The 16,347-nt window shown below is 73.5% G+C and carries 13 protein-coding genes, 1 tRNA gene and 1 pseudogene; 11 read left to right on the top strand and 4 right to left on the bottom strand.

Annotated elements, in window-relative coordinates; all coding sequences use genetic code 11:
- Positions 1-176: 176 nt before the first annotated feature.
- Positions 177-1,169, bottom strand: a complete 993-nt coding sequence (locus BG452_RS15160) for an acyl-CoA desaturase (RefSeq protein ID WP_188304816.1) — start codon at positions 1,167-1,169, stop codon at positions 177-179.
- 267 nt (positions 1,170-1,436) lie between these two features.
- Between BG452_RS15160 and BG452_RS15155 the strand changes: the two genes are divergently transcribed.
- The 6 genes from BG452_RS15155 (at position 1,437) to BG452_RS15130 (ending at position 6,334) form a co-directional block, all read left to right on the top strand.
- Positions 1,437-1,507 (top strand) — tRNA-Gln (locus tag BG452_RS15155).
- A gap of 154 nt (positions 1,508-1,661) precedes the next feature.
- Positions 1,662-3,116 (top strand): bifunctional UDP-N-acetylglucosamine diphosphorylase/glucosamine-1-phosphate N-acetyltransferase GlmU, encoded by a 1,455-nt coding sequence (glmU, locus tag BG452_RS15150; protein WP_188304815.1) that lies wholly within the window; start codon positions 1,662-1,664, stop codon positions 3,114-3,116.
- A 202-nt stretch (positions 3,117-3,318) separates the two neighbouring features.
- Positions 3,319-4,296, top strand: a complete 978-nt coding sequence (locus BG452_RS15145; protein ID WP_188304814.1) for a ribose-phosphate diphosphokinase — start codon at positions 3,319-3,321, stop codon at positions 4,294-4,296.
- Positions 4,297-4,598: 302 nt separating this feature from the next.
- On the top strand, positions 4,599-5,186 hold the full coding sequence (locus tag BG452_RS15140; RefSeq protein ID WP_188304813.1) for a 50S ribosomal protein L25/general stress protein Ctc: 588 nt from the start codon (positions 4,599-4,601) through the stop codon (positions 5,184-5,186).
- 107 nt (positions 5,187-5,293) lie between these two features.
- Entirely contained in the window at positions 5,294-5,872 is a 579-nt protein-coding gene (pth, locus tag BG452_RS15135; RefSeq protein WP_188304812.1) for an aminoacyl-tRNA hydrolase, read from the top strand.
- A 138-nt stretch (positions 5,873-6,010) separates the two neighbouring features.
- Positions 6,011-6,334 carry a hypothetical protein gene (locus BG452_RS15130; RefSeq protein ID WP_188304811.1) on the top strand — a complete coding sequence of 108 codons (324 nt, stop codon included), beginning with the start codon at positions 6,011-6,013 and terminating at the stop codon, positions 6,332-6,334.
- 61 nt (positions 6,335-6,395) lie between these two features.
- On the opposite strand, the gene ppc is transcribed toward BG452_RS15130, so the two are convergent.
- A complete protein-coding gene (gene ppc / locus BG452_RS15125) occupies positions 6,396-9,191 on the bottom strand; it encodes a phosphoenolpyruvate carboxylase (protein ID WP_188304810.1) in 2,796 nt (931 codons plus the stop codon).
- A gap of 316 nt (positions 9,192-9,507) precedes the next feature.
- Between ppc and BG452_RS15120 the strand changes: the two genes are divergently transcribed.
- A complete protein-coding gene (locus tag BG452_RS15120; RefSeq protein ID WP_188304809.1) occupies positions 9,508-10,776 on the top strand; it encodes a sensor histidine kinase in 1,269 nt (422 codons plus the stop codon).
- 11 nt (positions 10,777-10,787) lie between these two features.
- Here BG452_RS15120 and BG452_RS15115 read toward each other — a convergent pair whose 3' ends face one another.
- Both BG452_RS15115 and BG452_RS15110 read right to left on the bottom strand, forming a co-directional pair.
- Entirely contained in the window at positions 10,788-11,357 is a 570-nt protein-coding gene (locus tag BG452_RS15115; RefSeq protein ID WP_188304817.1) for an SUKH-3 domain-containing protein, read from the bottom strand.
- A gap of 71 nt (positions 11,358-11,428) precedes the next feature.
- Positions 11,429-11,890: a YwqJ-related putative deaminase gene (locus BG452_RS15110; RefSeq protein ID WP_223242240.1), complete on the bottom strand. Its 462-nt coding sequence runs from the start codon at positions 11,888-11,890 to the stop codon at positions 11,429-11,431.
- A gap of 422 nt (positions 11,891-12,312) precedes the next feature.
- On the opposite strand from BG452_RS15110, the gene BG452_RS15105 reads away from it, so the two are divergent.
- The 4 genes and pseudogenes from BG452_RS15105 to BG452_RS15090 all read left to right on the top strand — a co-directional run.
- The gene (locus tag BG452_RS15105) at positions 12,313-13,461 is read left to right on the top strand and encodes a Gfo/Idh/MocA family protein (protein WP_188304807.1); all 1,149 of its coding nucleotides are present in this window, start codon (positions 12,313-12,315) and stop codon (positions 13,459-13,461) included.
- Positions 13,458-14,579, top strand: coding sequence for a DegT/DnrJ/EryC1/StrS family aminotransferase (locus tag BG452_RS15100; protein ID WP_188304806.1), 1,122 nt, complete (start codon positions 13,458-13,460; stop codon positions 14,577-14,579). Before BG452_RS15105 ends, BG452_RS15100 begins: the two co-directional genes overlap by 4 nt.
- A gap of 233 nt (positions 14,580-14,812) precedes the next feature.
- On the top strand, positions 14,813-15,814 hold the full coding sequence (locus BG452_RS15095) for an SMI1/KNR4 family protein (RefSeq protein WP_188304805.1): 1,002 nt from the start codon (positions 14,813-14,815) through the stop codon (positions 15,812-15,814).
- 63 nt (positions 15,815-15,877) lie between these two features.
- Positions 15,878-16,347, top strand: a pseudogene (locus tag BG452_RS15090) (hypothetical protein); the annotation flags it as partial.

The following is a 16,347-nucleotide window of genomic DNA, read 5'->3' as shown; positions in this document are numbered from 1 at the left end:
GCCCCGGCGGGCCGCACCGCCGGGGGCACCGCCGAGGGGGGCCGCGCCCGGCTCCGCAGTGGCCCGCGGACGGGTCGGCGCCGTTCCGGGCGCCGCGTCCGTCCGCGGGCTGTGGTGACCGCCTGTGCTGTCTGCGCTGCTCCCGTTCACCCCTACATCATGCTGGAAGCGCCGCCTCATGCGGCGCGGCGGGCGGCGATCCGCTCCGCGTCCGGCCAGCGGACGTCCCGGACCCAGCCGGCCAGCTCGAACCAGCGGATCAGCCGGGCCGAGGAGTCGATCTGCCCGCGCAGCACCCCGTGCCGGGCCGCGGTCGGGTCGGCGTGGTGCAGGTTGTGCCAGGACTCGCCGCAGGAGAGCACCGCGAGCCACCAGACGTTGCCGGAGCGGTCCCGGGAGCGGAACGGGCGCCGGCCGACGGCGTGGCAGATCGAGTTGATCGACCAGGTGACGTGGTGCAGCAGCGCCACCCGGACCAGCGAGCCCCAGAAGAAGGCGGACAGCGCGCCCTCCCACGACAGGCTCACCAGGCCGCCGACCAGTGCGGGCAGCAGCAGCGAGATGGTGGTCCAGAGCCAGAACAGCCGGGAGATCCGCCGCAGCGTCGGGTCGCCGACCAGGTCCGGGGCGTACTTGAGCTGGGAGGTCTGCTCCTCGTCGAACATCCAGCCCATGTGGGCCCACCACAGGCCCTTGATCAGGGCCGGGACGCTCTCCCCGTAGCGCCAGGGCGAGTGCGGGTCGCCGTCCTTGTCGCTGAACCGGTGGTGCTTGCGGTGGTCGGCGACCCAGCGCACCAGCGGGCCCTCGACCGCGAGGCTGCCGACGACGGCCAGCGCCAGCCGCATCGGGCGGGGGGCCTTGAAGGCGCCGTGGGTGAAGTAGCGGTGGTAGCCGACGGTGATGCCGTGACAGGTGAGGAAGTACATGGCGACGGTGACCGCCACGTCCGTCCAGCCGAGGCCCCACCCCCAGGCCACCGGTACGGCGGCGAGCAGCGCGGTGAACGGGACGAGGATGAACAGGGCGAGCGCGACCCGCTCGGCGAGACCCTGCTCCTCCCCGCCGCGGGTGGCGGACAGCCGGGTCGCGGCGTCGGCGGAGGGGTCGGAGGAGGGATCGGGGAGTTCGGCGGCTCCCGAGCGCGCCTCGTCGGCCTGGATGGTCATGGGCGTCCCTTCGCGGCGTCCCGGAACGGGACAGCGGAACCTACGTTGGCGTAACCTACGGAATCGTAGGTTGCGCTCCGTGTCCGGGGGAACACACCGGCGCGCGGCGCTTGAGTGAATTCACCCGACTGGATGGATGAACCCCGGGGCCCGTCGGTGAGGGGATCCGGCGGACCGGGACGGTCGGCACAGGTGGTAGATGTGAAGCGCGCTACCCCGTAGTCTTGCCCCAGCGCGCCGTCGGCCCTCCGGCGGCGGGAGCTCCGGTCCCGGATCGTCTAAGGGCAGGACAGCTGGTTTTGGTCCAGCTTATGGGGGTTCGAATCCTCCTCCGGGAGCACTGAGTACGGTCGCGGGCAGGCATGCGCGAGCCGGGCTTCTGGCGTTTCGGCCGGCGGGCTCGCACTATCCTCGAACTGCCAGAGCACATGTGCGGATCCACGTTCTGGCCTGCTCTGCCCTCTCTGTGAACCTACTGAGGAGCCTTCCCGCATGGGTGCCAATTCGCTTGCCGCCGTTGTCGTGCTCGCCGCCGGTGGCGGGACCCGGATGAAGTCGAACAAGCTGCCCAAGGTGCTGCACGAGGTGTGCGGGCGCTCGCTGGTGGGTCACGCGGTTTCGGCGGCCGGAGAACTGACGCCCGGCCAGCTCGTCGTGGTGGTCGGCCACCAGCGCGAGCAGGTCGAGGAGCACCTGGCGGCGCACTACCCGGCCGCCCGTCCGGTGGTGCAGGAGCAGCAGAACGGCACCGGTCACGCGGTGCGCACCGCGCTGGAGGCGCTGGCCGCCGACGGCGTGACGCTGGACGGCACGGTGATCGTCACCGCCGGCGACTCGCCGCTGCTGACCGGGGACACCCTGCGCCGGCTGGCGCGCTCGCACGAGGCCCAGCAGAACGGCGTCACCGTGCTCACCGCCGTCGTCCCCGCGCCCTTCGGCTACGGCCGGATCCTGCGCGACGAGGACGGCACCGTCGCCGCGATCGTCGAGGAGCGGGACGCCACCGACACCCAGCGCGCGATCGCCGAGATCAACTCGGGCGTCTTCGCCTTCGACGCCAAGCTGCTCGCCGAGGCGCTGGCCGAGCTCACCACGGACAACTCGCAGGGCGAGGAGTACCTGACCGACACCCTGGAGATCCTGCGCAAGTCCGGGCACCGGGTCGGCGCCGTGGTCGCCGAGGACCACCGGGACATCCTGGGCATCAACGACCGGGTCCAGCTGGCGCAGGCCCGCCGGCTGCTGAACGACCGTCTGCTGGAGCGGGCGATGCGCGCGGGCGTCACCGTGGTCGACCCGGCGACCACCTGGATCGACGTCCAGGTGACGTACGAGCCGGACGCCGTCGTGCTGCCGAACACCCAGCTGCAGGGCGCCACCCACCTCGGCGAGGACTGCGAGGTCGGCCCGAACTCCACCCTCAAGGACACCCTGGTCGGCGCCGGCGCCCGTGTGAGCAACACCACGGCCGACCGCGCCGAGATCGGCGAGCTGGCCGCCACCGGCCCGTACGCCTACCTGCGGCCGGGGGCGAAGCTGGCCCGCAAGGCGAAGGTCGGCACCTACGTCGAGATCAAGAACTCCGAGCTGGGCGAGGGCGCCAAGGTGCCGCACCTCTCCTACATCGGCGACGCCACCATCGGCGAGGGCACCAACGTGGGCGCGGCCTCGGTCACCGTGAACTACGACGGGGTCAACAAGCACCGCACGGTCATCGGCGCGCACTGCCGCACCGGTTCGGACAACATGTTCATCGCCCCGGTCACCGTCGGTGACGGCGCGTACACCGGCGCGGGCTCGGTCATCACCACCGACGTCCCGCCCGGCGCACTCGGCGTGAACCGCGCGCAGCAGCGCAACATCGAGGGCTGGGTCGAGCGCAAGCGCCCCGGAACCGTGTCCGCGCAGGCCGCCAAGGCCGCGACGGACGGCGCCGCGGAGGCCTGACGGGCCCGCCGGGGGTCGGTCGGCCGGTCCCCGGGGCGGACGGTTTCTGCGCGGGCGCGTAACCTGGGGGACATACGTGCGCCACTGGGCTTACCGCCCGTGTCCAGGCGTACCGACAATTCCCCGATCCTCCGTGAGTGCGGGCTGCGCCTGCCCTCCTCGGGGACGGGGATCAGCGTCCGCAACGCGAGGAGACGGTGCAGTGAGCGGGATCACGACGTCGGGTGAGAAGAAGCTCAAGCTCTTCTCCGGCCGTGCCCACCCGGAGCTGGCGAGGGAGGTTGCCGAGGCGCTGGGGACCGAGCTGGTCCCGACCAAGGCCCTGGACTTCGCCAACGGCGAGATCTACGTCCGTTTCCTGGAGTCGGCGCGCGGCGCGGACTGCTTCGTGATGCAGAGCCACACGGCTCCCATCAACCAGTGGATCATGGAACAGCTGATCATGATCGATGCTCTCAAGCGGGCCTCCGCCAAGAGCATCACCGCGATCCTGCCGTTCTACGGGTACGCCCGCCAGGACAAGAAGCACCTCGGCCGCGAGCCGATCTCGGCCCGCCTGGTCGCCGACCTGCTGCGCCAGGCCGGCGCCGACCGCCTGATGGCCGTCGACCTGCACACCGCGCAGATCCAGGGCTTCTTCGACGGCCCGGTGGACCACCTGTTCGCGCTGCCGCTGCTGGCCGACTACATCGGCGGGAAGGTCGACCGCGACAAGCTGACCGTCGTCTCGCCGGACGCCGGCCGGGTCAAGGTCGCCGACCAGTGGTGCGACCGGCTGGACGCCCCGCTGGCGATCATCCACAAGCGCCGCGACATCACCCAGGCCAACACCATCCTGTCGGCCGACGTCGTCGGTGACGTCAAGGACCGGGTGTGCGTCCTGGTCGACGACATGATCGACACCGCCGGCACGATCTGCGCCGCCGCCGACGCGCTGTTCGAGAACGGCGCCGCGGACGTCGTGGTGGCCGCCACCCACGGCGTGCTCTCCGGCCCGGCCGCGGACCGGCTGAAGAACTCGCGGGTGAGCGAGTTCGTGTTCACCAACACGCTGCCCACCCCGGCCGAGCTCCAGCTGGACAAGATCACCACGCTGTCCATCGCCCCGTCGATCGCCGCCGCGATCCGCGAGGTGTTCGAGGAGGGCTCGGTCACCAGCCTCTTCGAGGGCGTGCACTGACGAAGCCCCGCGCAGGCGGCCCCGGACCACCATCGGTCCGGGGCCGCCGCCGGTTCGGCCAACGGGGGCCGATTTCGCGGGAGGGGGCCGGTGCGGTTAGACTCGTGAAACTGCTCGGCGAGGGATGCCGTGTGCCCGCTCGACGGACACCGACACCGTGATCGACGCGCTGCCGGTGGCGGATCCCGTCCGTCGGCAGAGGCCGTTGCCGCCGAGTGACCCCCGAACGTACTGAGGGTGTGGTCCCGGCGGTTTTTCGCGTTGCCTGCACCCCCGCGCCAGTCTTCACGAGGAGTGCAGTCGTGTCCGAGATCCGCCTTGCCGCTGAGACCCGTTCCGAGTTCGGCAAGGGTGCCGCCCGTCGCGCCCGCCGCGCCGGCTTCGTCCCCGGTGTCGTCTACGGCCACGGCCACGCCCCGGTTCACCTGAACCTGCCCGGCCACGACCTGATGATGGCCCTCAAGACCCCGAACGCCCTGCTGGTCGTTCCGATCGAGGGCAAGGACGAGTACGTCCTGCCGAAGGCCGTCCAGCGCGAGGCCATCAAGCGCACCATCGAGCACGTCGACCTGCTGCTGGTCAAGCGCGGCGAGAAGGTCAACGTCGAGGTTCCGGTCCACACCGAGGGCGAGCTGGCCGCCGGCGGCAACCTGCTGGAGCACGTCCTCCAGGCCCTGCCGATCGAGGCCGAGGCCACCCACCTGCCCGAGGCCGTCACCGTCTCGATCGAGGGCCTGGAGGCCGGCGCCTCCATCCTCGCCAAGGACATCGTGCTGCCGGCCGGCGCCACCCTGGCCGTCGACGCCGACGCCGTCGTGCTGCAGGTCATCGCCGCCCAGGCCGCCCCGGTCGAGGACGAGGCCGCCGAGGCCGAGGGCGCCGAGGCCTGAGCCTCCCGCGTCTGAGAGCTTTTCGACCGCTGCCCCGGTCGCTCCCCTGGAGCGGCCGGGGCAGCGGTGCGTCCGGGATGATGGCGTCGAGCGCGAAGGAGAAGAGGATGACGGAGGAGTACGAGGGTCCCTGGCTGGTGGTGGGGCTGGGCAACCCGGGCGAGCAGTACGCCCGGAACCGGCACAACATCGGCTTCATGGTGGTGGACCTGCTGGCGCAGCGGATGGGCGCCAAGTTCAAGGCGCACAAGAGCCGGGCCCAGGTGGCCGAGGGACGGCTGGCGGGCAAGCGGGTGGTGCTGGCCAAGCCGCAGTCCTTCATGAACCTCTCCGGCGGGCCGGTGACGGCGCTGCGGGACTTCTACAAGGCGCCGGCCTCGGCGCTGATCGCCGTCCACGACGAACTGGACATCGACTACGCGGCGCTGCGGCTGAAGCTGGGCGGCGGCGACAACGGCCACAACGGGCTGAAGTCGATCACCAAGTCGCTGGGCCCGGACTACCACCGGGTGCGCTGCGGGATCGGCCGGCCGCCGGGCCGGATGGAGGTCGCGGACTTCGTGCTGAAGGACTTCTCCTCGACCGAGCGCAAGGAACTGGAGTGGTTCGTGGACCGCTCGGCGGACGCGGTGGAGGCGCTGCTGTCCGAGGGGCTGGAGCGGGCGCAGGGTTCGTACAACACCTGACGTGACGTCATGTGCGCGCCGTGCCGGGTACACAACAGTCGTGCAACGCTTGCCCGGCAAACCTGAATCCATGTGAGAAGCCTGTGCGGGATCGGATAGCGTCGGCCTGGTAGGCGAACGGGTCCTGGGGAGTTCTCGATGCGGAGATTGCGTCCGGTCCGCCGACTTCGGCGGCTCCGGGTGGTCCGGCTGAAGCAGTTCGGACGACGGGTAAGCACCGCCGGTGCGCTGGGGGCGGCCGGAGTACTGCTGTCCGGCGGCGCGATGGCGCACGCCGAGCCGGTGGCCGAGCCGGATCCGGTGGTCTCGCCGGAGCCCGCGGCGGCCCAGTTCGGCCCGGTGCTCGGTGAGTCGGTCGGCCCGGACGCGGGGCTGCTGGCGGTCGGCGGCGGCCTGGTGGTCGCGGCCGGCGGGGCCGCGCTGTGGCTGAAGCGCCGGCGCGCGGGCGAGCCCGCGGAGTAGGACCGTACGACGAAGGGCCGGTGCCTCCAGGTGGAGGCGCCGGCCCTTCGTCGTCGCCGGGTCAGCCGGTGTTGCGCAGGCCGGCGGCGACGCCGTTGACGGTGAGCAGCAGCGCGCGGGCGCGCAGCGGGTCCTCGGGGCGGCCGGCCGCGACCTCCTCGCGCTGGCGGCGCAGCAGGGCGACCTGGAGGTAGGAGATCGGGTCGAGGTAGGCGTCACGGACGGTGAAGGTCTGCTTCAGCACCGGGTTGTGCTCCAGCAGTTCGCTCTCGCCGGTGAGCCGGAGCACCTCGCGCAGGGTGAGCTCGTGCTCGGCGACGATCTGGTCGAAGATGTGCCGCAGTTCGCCGGGCACCAGCTGCTCGACGTAGTGGCGGGCGATCCGCAGGTCGGTCTTGGCCAGCGTCATGGCGACGTTGGACAGGAAGTTGCGGAAGAAGTGCCACTGGCCGTACATCTCGTCCAGCACGTCGCCGAGGCCGGCCGCGCGGGCGGCGGCCAGGCCGGAGCCGACGCCGTACCAGCCGGGGACGATCTGGCGGGACTGGGTCCAGCCGAACACCCACGGGATGGCCCGCAGGCCGTCCAGCCCGGCGCCGGAGTCGGGGCGGCGGGACGGGCGGGAGCCCAGGTGCAGCGAGGCGAGCTGGTCGACCGGGGTGGAGGCGAAGAAGTACTTCGGCAGGTCCTCCTGGTCGACCAGGGCGCGGTAGGAGGTGTGGGCGGCCTCGGAGACCCGGTCCATCGCGGCGTCCCAGCGGGCCAGTTCCTCGGGGGCCTGGCGCGGGGCGGTGTGCAGCGCGGAGGCGGCGAGGGTGGCGGAGATGGTCAGCTCCAGGTTCTCCCGGGCGAGGGAGGGGAGCAGGTACTTGTCGGAGATGACCTCGCCCTGCTCGGTGACCTTGATCTCGCCCTCCAGGGTGCCCCAGGGCTGGGCCAGGATGGCCTCGTGCGAGGGGCCGCCGCCGCGGCCGACGGTGCCGCCGCGGCCGTGGAACAGGCGCAGCCGGATGCCGTAGCGGTGGGCGACGTCGCGCAGCCGGCGCTGGGCGCGGTGGATCTCCCACTGGGAGGTGGTGATGCCGCCGAACTTGGAGGAGTCGGAGTAGCCGAGCATGACCTCCTGGACGTCCCCGCGCAGCGCGACCAGCAGCCGGTAGGAGGGGTCGGAGAGCATCTCGTCCATGATGCGGTCGGCCTGCTGGAGTTCCTCGGTGGTCTCCAGCAGCGGCACGATGCCGATCTTGGCGATCCCGGCGTGCAGGTCGATCAGGCCGGCCTCGCGGGCCAGCACGGTGGCGGCGAAGACGTCGTCGGCGCCCTGGCACATCGAGATGATGTAGCTCTCGACGATCTCGTCGCCGAAGCGCTCGAAGCCCTCGCGGATGGTGTTGAAGACGCCGAGGGTCTTGGTGCCGGCCTCGTCCAGCGGGGCCGGGGTGGGGGCGAGCGGGCGGCGCGAGCGCAGTTCCTTGGCGAGCAGCTTCTGCCGGTACTCGCGGGGCATGTCGGCGTAGCGCCAGGCCTCCTCGCCGAGCCGGTCGAAGAGCTGGCCGAGGGCGTGGTGGTGGGCCTCGGCGTGCTCGCGCACGTCCATGGTGGCGAGCTGGAGGCCGAAGGCCTCGATGGTGCGGATGGCGCGGGCGAGCCGGCCGTCGGCGATCAGCTCGCCGCGGTGGGCGCGCAGCGAGTCCTGGATCAGCCGCAGGTCGGTGATCAGTTCGCGGGTGCCGACGTAGTCGCGGCCCTCGACGTGCGGGGTGCCGCCGGCCAGGCGCTCGCGGGTGTTCTCCAGCTTGAGCCGGATGCAGGTGGCCTTGAGGCGGTACGGCTCCTCGGCGTTCATCCGCTTGTAGCGGGGACTGAGTTCGGGGAGCTGGTGCAGGTCGGTGTTGAGCGAGGCGAGGAGTTCGACCGAGGCGCCGGCCAGCCGCTCGGAGGTGGAGAGGGTGTTGCGCAGGTCGTCGATCGCGGCGAGCGCGTCCTTGATGCCGTACTCGTGCTGGAGGTTGAGGACGTCCCAGGTGACCTGCGGGGTGACGTTGGGGTTGCCGTCGCGGTCGCCGCCGATCCAGGTGCCGAAGGTGAGCGGGCGCACGCCGTCGGGCAGGCCGAGGCCGACCCGGGCGAGTTCCTCGTGCAGCTCCTCCAGCACCTCGGGGACGGCCTCGCGGTAGAGCTCGTCCAGGTAGTAGACGGCGTTGCGGGCCTCGTCGGTGGGCTCGGGGCGGGCGATGCGCAGTTCGTCGGTCTGCCAGAGCAGGTCGATGACCTCGGCGAGCCGGCGGTCGGCGGAGCGCTTGGCGCTGCTGGTGCGGGCCGGGTCGGCGGCGGCCAGGCCGTTGTTGAGCTCCTCGCGGTGGATGCGGTCGAGGAGTTCGCCGATCCGGCGCAGCTTGTTGAGCACGCTGCGGCGGGCGGCCTCGGTGGGGTGGGCGGTGAAGACCGGGCGGACCGCGAGGTGGGCCAGGGTGTTCTGGAGGTGCTTGGGGTCGGCCTCGGCGAGCTGGTCGGCGGTCTGGGCGAGCAGCGAGCCCTCGCGGGCGCGGCGGGTGGCGAACTCCCGGCCGCGGTGCACCTGCTCGGTGACGTTGGCGAGGTGGAAGTAGGTGGAGAAGGCGCGGACCAGCTTGGCGGCCGTGTCCAGGTCGATGTCGGAGAGGAGTTCGGCGGTGGCCTCGCCGTCGGTGCGGCTGAGCAGCCGGACCTGTTCGACCAGGCCCAGCAGTTGGGGGCCTTCCTGGCGGACCAGCGTCTCGCCGAGAAGGTCGCCGAGGCGGCGGATGTCCGCGCGCAGGGCGGCATTGTCGGCGATGACGGTGGGGCTGTCCGCCGGGGTGGGGACCGGAGCGGTCACGGCTGGCTCCCTGTGGTGGTGGGGTTCGGCAACGGCTCATCGTCACAGGTCCACGCGCAGTGTGACGGGTGTGACGCGTGCGGACCGCGCTGTCCGACGCGACCCAGCATAGGTGTCGGGGCGGTCGCTGTCCGCGAGGTGGCCGGATGGCGGACAGGGCTGCCGAAAACGACCTGTGGTCTGGACCACTTATGGGGTTCGGGGGGCGTACCGGGCAATCCCGGCGGGAAAGGGGAGGGGTTGCGTTCAAGCCGTGTCCGACGATCCCCGCCGGGCGCCCGGCGGGGATCGTCGGACACGGCTTAATCTGTCACGCATGAGCAAGTCGCCTGGGGAGCGCGTGCCGGACCGGTCGTTCTGGTGGTGGAAGCGGCGGCGCAGCGCCCTCCTCGACATCGGCCTGGCGCTGCTGGCCGCGGTCGAGTGCTCGGCCAGCACGATCGCCTTCCTGTCCGCCCGGATGCACGTGACCGCCGCGGGCGCGGTCGGGATCGCGGTGCTCGGCACGCTGGCCGGCGGCTCGCTGGTGGTGCGTCGGCGCTGGCCGGCCGTACCGGTGCTGGTGACCCTGCTGGTGCTGCCCGGGATGCTCGGCGTGGTGCTGCTGGTGGTCGCGCTGTACACGCTGGCGGAGACCTGGGAGTGGCCCTCCCGGCGGCTCCGGGTGGTGGCGCTGTCCGGGCTGGCCTTCGCCGAGGCGGTCGCCGTGATGGCGCTGCAGCTGATGACCCCGGACGACGCGATGGGGGAGCGGCCGCCGCTGTGGGGCATGATCCTGCTGTCGCTGATGGTCGCGGTCGGACTGACCGTCGCCCCGGTGTTCACCGGCCTGTACGTGGGGGCGCGGCGGCGGCTGATCGAGTCGCTCAAGGACCGCGCCCACGGCCTGGAGACCGAACTCGACCTGCTGGCCGAACAGGCCCAGGAACGCGCCCGCCGGGCCCGGTTGGAGGAGCGCACCCGGATCGCCCGGGAGATGCACGACGTGGTGGCGCACCGGGTCTCGCTGATGGTGGTGCACTCCGGGGCGCTGGAGCGAATAGCCGTCAAGGACCCGGAGAAGGCCGCGCAGAGCGCCCGGCTGATGGGTGAGGTGGGCCGGCAGGCGCTCAACGAACTGCGCGAGATCCTCGGCGTGCTGCGGATGGACGACGAGCGGCAGCCGGAGCCGGACTCACTGGCCGGGCTGCCCCGGCTGGTCGACCAGTCCCGGGCGGCCGGGATGGCGGTGACCCTGACGGTCAGCGGCAGCCGGCAGGAGTTCACCGGCGAGGCCGAGCAGACCGCCTACCGGGTCGTCCAGGAGGGGCTGACCAACGCCCACAAGCACGCGGGCGGCGCCCAGGTGTCGGTGCTGCTCGCGTACGCGCCGAACGGGGTGCGGGTGAGCGTGGTGAACGCCTGCCCGGGCGGGGAGCGGGCCGCGGCGCAACTGCCCAGCGGGGGCAACGGGCTGGTCGGGATGCGGGAGCGGGTGGTCGCGCTGGGCGGCACCTTCTCGTCCGGGCCGGAGGCGGACGGCGGCTTCCGGGTGGAGGCGGTGCTGCCGTCCCGGCTGGCCGTCCGGGGGGACCGGCTGCGCTAGCCGAACCGGCCCTACCGGCCGTGGTCCTCGGCGGTGCGCAGCCGTTCCGGGGCGGTGCCCAGGACCAGGGCGCTGATCGCCTGGTCGATGCCGTGGCCGAGGAACCACTCGCCGGTGTGGTCCAGGCTGTAGACCCGGCCCTCCTCGTCGACCGCCAGCAGCGCCTGCCCGTACGCCTCCTCGCCCAGCGGGGCGAGCTTGCCGCCCAGGGCCCGGCCGAGGTCGAACAGGGTGCGCGGCTGGTGCAGGCCGCACATCGGGTCGATCAGGAAGGGCGTGCGGGCCAGCTGGCGGCCCGGACCGGACAGATCGAAGGCGAGGCCACCGAACTCGGCCCAGGCCTCCACCGCCGCCGGGAAGACCGCGTGCGGGATGCCGCCGGGACCGCCGTGCCCGACCAGGGCGTCGGCCCACTCCTCGGCCTGCCGGATCTCCCAGCGGCCGGGGTGCCAGCCGGCCGCCTTGAGTTCGGCGGCGACCTCGGCGGGGAAGCGCGGGCGGGTCCGCGCGGGGCCGGCCGGGGGCGGAGCGGCCGGGGCGAGGGTGGCCGGCGGGGGCGGGGGCGGGCTGGGCGGGTTCAGGGCGTGCTCCGGGGCTGGGGGACAGGGACGTACGAGGCGGCCGGGGTGTGGACGCCCGGCGTGCGGACGGCTCAGCGGGCCGGCGGCCCGACGGCGACGCTCAGCACGGTGAAGTGCTCCAGCATCGGGGTGCAGGAGCGGCACGGCGGGGCGTGGGTGCCGTGCGCGGGGTCGCCCTCCTCGCGGATCCGGAGGGTCGTCATCCGCGAGCCCTTGAGCGCCTTGCGGGCCTCGTGCAGGCTCATCGGCTTGCGGGCGGCGCGCTTGGAGCGCTTGCCGTCGACCGTGGTCAGGTACTGGGAGAGCAGGACGGCCTCCGGGCAGCGGCCGGTGAACCGTTCCCGGGCCTCGACCGGCAGGGCGTCCAGGAAGTCGCCGACCAGCGGGTGCAGGAGCGGGCGCCGGTCGTCCTTGTCGCCCGCCAGGGTGTGCACCTCGCCGCCCTTGAGCGACAGCGCGGCGGCGACGGCGGGCAGCAGGCTGTCGCGGTGGTGGCGCAGCACGGGCGGGCCCGCCGGCTCACCGGTGGTCATGCGGTGTCCTCCTCCTCGTTCCTGGCGGTCCGGTTCCTGTTGGTACCTGTTGGTCCGGGGCCAGCCTGTCATTCGCCCCCGACAACCGCACAACCGGGGTGCGGGGCCGGGCGAACACCAGTGCGGTCACCGGCGGTCCGCGTTCCCGTCCCACCCGAATCCTGGCGGCACCCGGGTCGCATCCGCACACCCTCGTCACGACTTGTCCGCTGATCTCCCGAAACCGCCCCCGCCCCCGGGCCGCGGCCGGTACCGTTCCGGCAGCGAGCCGAAGGGGGCGCGGCCGGCCGTACGGACACCTACCGGCCGGGCCGACTCCGGTGCCCGCGCCGGACGTTGATGCCGTCGGGGCGGGCGCGGGCCCACTCCGGCGCCGGAGCCGGGGAGGGCCGGTGCGCCCGCCCCGTGAGGGGGCCCGAGCGATGACGTCGAAGCAGTGGGCGGCCGAGACCGCCAGCCAGGCGCCCGGTGGGCACGTGCCCACCCCGGGCGAGCCGCCCCGGCCGGTGCCGGAGCGGCCGGTGGGCCTCGCGGTGGTCGGGGCCGGCTACTGGGGGCCGAAGCTGGTCCGCAACGCCCAGCACACCCCGGCGCTGCGGCTGCACTGGCTGTGCGACCTGGACGAGGCCAAGGCCCGCACCGTGCTGGGGGAGTACAGCACCGTCGCGGCGACCGGCCGGTACGAGCGGGTGCTGGCCGACGAACGGGTGGACGCCGTCGCGGTGGCCACCCCGGCGGGCGCCCACTACCCGCTGGTACGGGCCGCGCTGGAGGCCGGCAAGCACGTACTGGTGGAGAAGCCGATCACCACCTCCGCCGCCGAAGCCGCCGAACTGGTCGAACTGGCCGAGGCCGCCGGGCTGGTGCTGATGTGCGACCACACCTTCTGCTACACCCCGGTGGTCCGCCGGATCCGCGAACTGGTGCACGGCGGGGAGATCGGGGACGTCCAGTTCTTCGACTCGGTGCGGATCAACCTCGGCCTGGTGCAGCCCGACGTCGACGTGCTGTGGGACCTCGCCCCGCACGACCTGTCCATCCTGGACTTCGTGCTGCCGCCCGGCGTCGTGCCGGTCGGCGTCTGCGCCCAGGGCGCCGACCCGATCGGGGCCGGCCGCGTCTGCGTCGCCTACCTGACGGTGCGGCTCAGCAACGGCGCGCTGGCACACTGCCACGTCAACTGGCTCTCCCCGACGAAGGTCCGCACCACGCTGATCGGCGGCTCCCGGCGCACCCTGGTCTGGGACGACCTCAACCCGCAGGCCCGGCTGGCCGTGCACGACCGCGGGGTCGACCTCACCCCGCCCGACCAGCTCACCGACGCCATCCGGCACCGGGCGCTGATCTCCTACCGGGTCGGCGAGATGGTCGCGCCCGCGCTGGTCGAACAGGAGGCGCTGCGCAACGTGATGGCCGAGTTCGCCGCCGCCATCGTCGAGGGCCGGGCCCCGCTCACCGACGGGCGGGCCGGGGTGCGGGTGCTGGAACTGCTGGAGGCGGCCTCGCTCAGCCTCGAACTCGGCGGCGTCACCGTGCCGGTGGGCGCCGGCGAGCGGGAGGCCGTCCGGTGAGCCCCGGGATCCCGCTGGTCGACCTGGCGGCCGCGCACGCCGAGGTCGAGGCCGAGGTGCGGGCCGGGTTCGACCGGGTGCTGGCCGGCGGGTGGTTCGTCAAGGGCCCCGAGGTGGCCGCCTTCGAGCGGGAGTACGCCGCCTTCACGGGCGTACGGCACTGCGTGGGCGCCGCCAACGGCACCGACGCCCTGGAACTGGCCCTGCGCGCCCTGGACCTGCCGCCCGGCGGCGGGGTGCTGCTGCCCGCCAACACCTTCGTCGCCACCGCCGGGGCGGTGCAGCGGGCCGGGCTGCGCCCGGTGCCGGTCGACGTCGACCCGGAGCACCTGCTGATCGACCCCGAACGGGCCGCCGCCGCCCTGCCCGGCGCGGTGGCCCTGCTGCCCGTCCACCTGTTCGGCCAGTTCGCGCCGATGGAGGCGCTGCTGGAACTGGCCGGCGACCGCCCGGTGGTGGAGGACGCGGCGCAGTCCCAGGGCGCCCGGCGGCACGGCCGCGGCGCGTACGGGCGGATCGCGGCGACCAGCTTCTACCCGGGCAAGAACCTCGGCGGCTACGGCGACGCCGGGGCGGTGCTCACCGACGACGACGAACTCGCCGCCGCCGTACGGCTGATCGGCGACCACGGCGCGCGCGACAAGTACGTGCACGAGCGGCTCGGCTTCAACTCCCGGATGGACGCGCTGCAGGCCGTCGTGCTGCGGGCCAAACTGCGCCGGCTGCCCGACTGGAACGCCGCCCGCCGCGCCGCCGCGGACCGCTACGACCGGCTGCTCGCGGGTCTGGAGGGCGTCCGGACGCCGTCCACCGCGCCCGGCAACGAGCACGTCCACCACCTCTACCCGGTGCGGATCGCGGGCGGCCGCCGCGACGCCGCGCTGGCCGCGCTGCACGCCGCCGGGATCGGCGCCGGCGTGCACTACCCCGTCCCGGTGCACCTCCAGCCCGCGTTCCGCCCGCTCGGATACCGCGCGGGCGCCTTCCCGGTCGCCGAACGGGCCGCCGGCGAACTGCTCAGCCTGCCGCTGCACCCGCACCTCACGGAGGCCCAGCAGGTGCGGGTCGTGGAGGTGTTGGGGCGGGCCCTGGGTGCGGGGGGCCGACCGGCCGGGTAACCCCAAGGGCCTGTCCTCGAACTCCCGCCTGCGGGGCGACGCCGGGGCACGCACCTCGCCGCGTTGTCGTCGGTCGCCAATGCTCCGCAGTGGCTCCCTCCTCCGCCTTGCGATGCACGCCCCCCGACGCCGCCCCGCCCGCCCGGGCGGACGACGGGAGTTCGAGGACAGGCCCTAGGCTGGTGCCCAGCAAGCGCACCGAGCAATTTGCAGCAGCCAGTGGGGGCTCCCAGATGACGACAGGTCGGCCCGGCGTCGCCGCCGCACCGAACGCGGCGTACGCAGGTCAGGTGGTGCAGTTCCCGGATCCGGTCCGCGCGGAGCGGCACCCGGCCGGGGTCCGGGTGGACGAGGCCGGCTACCCGGACTTCGGCCCGTACGCCGCCGCGGCGGCCGAGGTCGCCGACCCGCCGGACGGCTTCGGCGTGGACGAACTGCGGCTGACCGACTACGTCTCGGCCAACGCGGCGCTGTTCACCCAGGGCCACCCGCTCTGGGCCGACCTGGAGACCGCGGTGGCCACCCCGCCCGGCTGGACCTGGCACCACGCGGTCGGCCGGGCGGCCCCCGGCTGGCGCCGGATGGAGCTGGTCCCGGTCGAGGTCAAGGCTCTGCTGCGGCACCACGGCGGCCTGGCCACCTCGTCCGCCGACCACTCCCGCCGGGGCACCCGCCCGCTGCAGGAGCGCCGGCCCGTCCACTTCTCGCTGGCCAAGGACGGCAGCGACCCGATCGGCGTCCCCGAGGACCTGCTGCAGCGCGCCGAGGAGCGCCTCGGCTACCGGCTGCCCGGCGCCTACCGCACCTTCCTCAAGCTGGGCGGCGGCCGCGGCCCGGTCGGGGTCGCGCTGGACACCGAGCTGGGCATGCTGCTCGACCAGCCGTTCCTGACCCTCACCGAGGAGTACGGCACCGAGGACGTCGTCTACGCCAACAAGTGCCTGCGCGACCACCTCACCAAGGACTATCTGGGCATCGCCTACGCCCAGGGCGGCCTCATCGCGCTCAAGGTGCGCGGCGAGCGGACCGGCTCGGTCTGGTTCCACCTGTACGACGACGCCCGTGACTCCGGCGGCCCCGAGGCCCCGGAGGAGCGCTGCGCCCGGCTGCTGCTGCCCTGCGGGGACGACTTCGACGCCTTCCTGCTCCGGCTGGCCGGCGGCCCGCCGGAGCTGGAGACGGTCGCGGAGCTGATGGTGGACGGCGGGTTCGCCCGGGCCGTCCCGGTGGACTGACGTGACCGCGGGAACGGCGTTGAGGGAACGAGTGGAGACGACGGGGACAGGGGTGAACCGGGCGTGGTGACGTACGCGCAGGCGCAGGAACTCGCCGAGGAGTGGATCAACGGCGGAGTGCCGCACGCGCAGCAGCGCGAGGTGCGGGTCCGCGAGTTCGACCTCGGCTTCGTCTGCTGGGCGGTGTCGCCCGCGGACCCGGCGGCCGGCCCGGCCACCGGCGCCGACGGCGGGCCGGGCTCGGGCGGGGCTCGGCTGGTGATTGCTCGGGACTCGGGCGCCAGCACGCTGTGGCCCGCGCTGCCCGTCAACGAGGTGGTCCGGCAGTACGAGGAGGTGTACGGGCGGCCGGTCGCGGCCAACCCGGCCGGGGCGGCGAAGCCCGCACCCGGGCCGGTGGAGGCGACCTCTTTCCTGCTCAGCCCGCCGCAGTGGCTGCAGGAGGCGGGGGCGGCGGCGATCGCGGCGGAGGCGCAGAAGCTGGGGAGCGCGGACGCCGCTCCGGCGCCTGCCCCGGCCGCTCCGGCGCCTGC

Source organism: Streptomyces sp. CBMA123, from assembly GCF_014596465.1.
Lineage (GTDB): Bacteria > Actinomycetota > Actinomycetes > Streptomycetales > Streptomycetaceae > Kitasatospora.
Note: the sequence above shows the minus strand (reverse complement) of the source record. Positions and strands in the feature narration are given on the sequence as shown.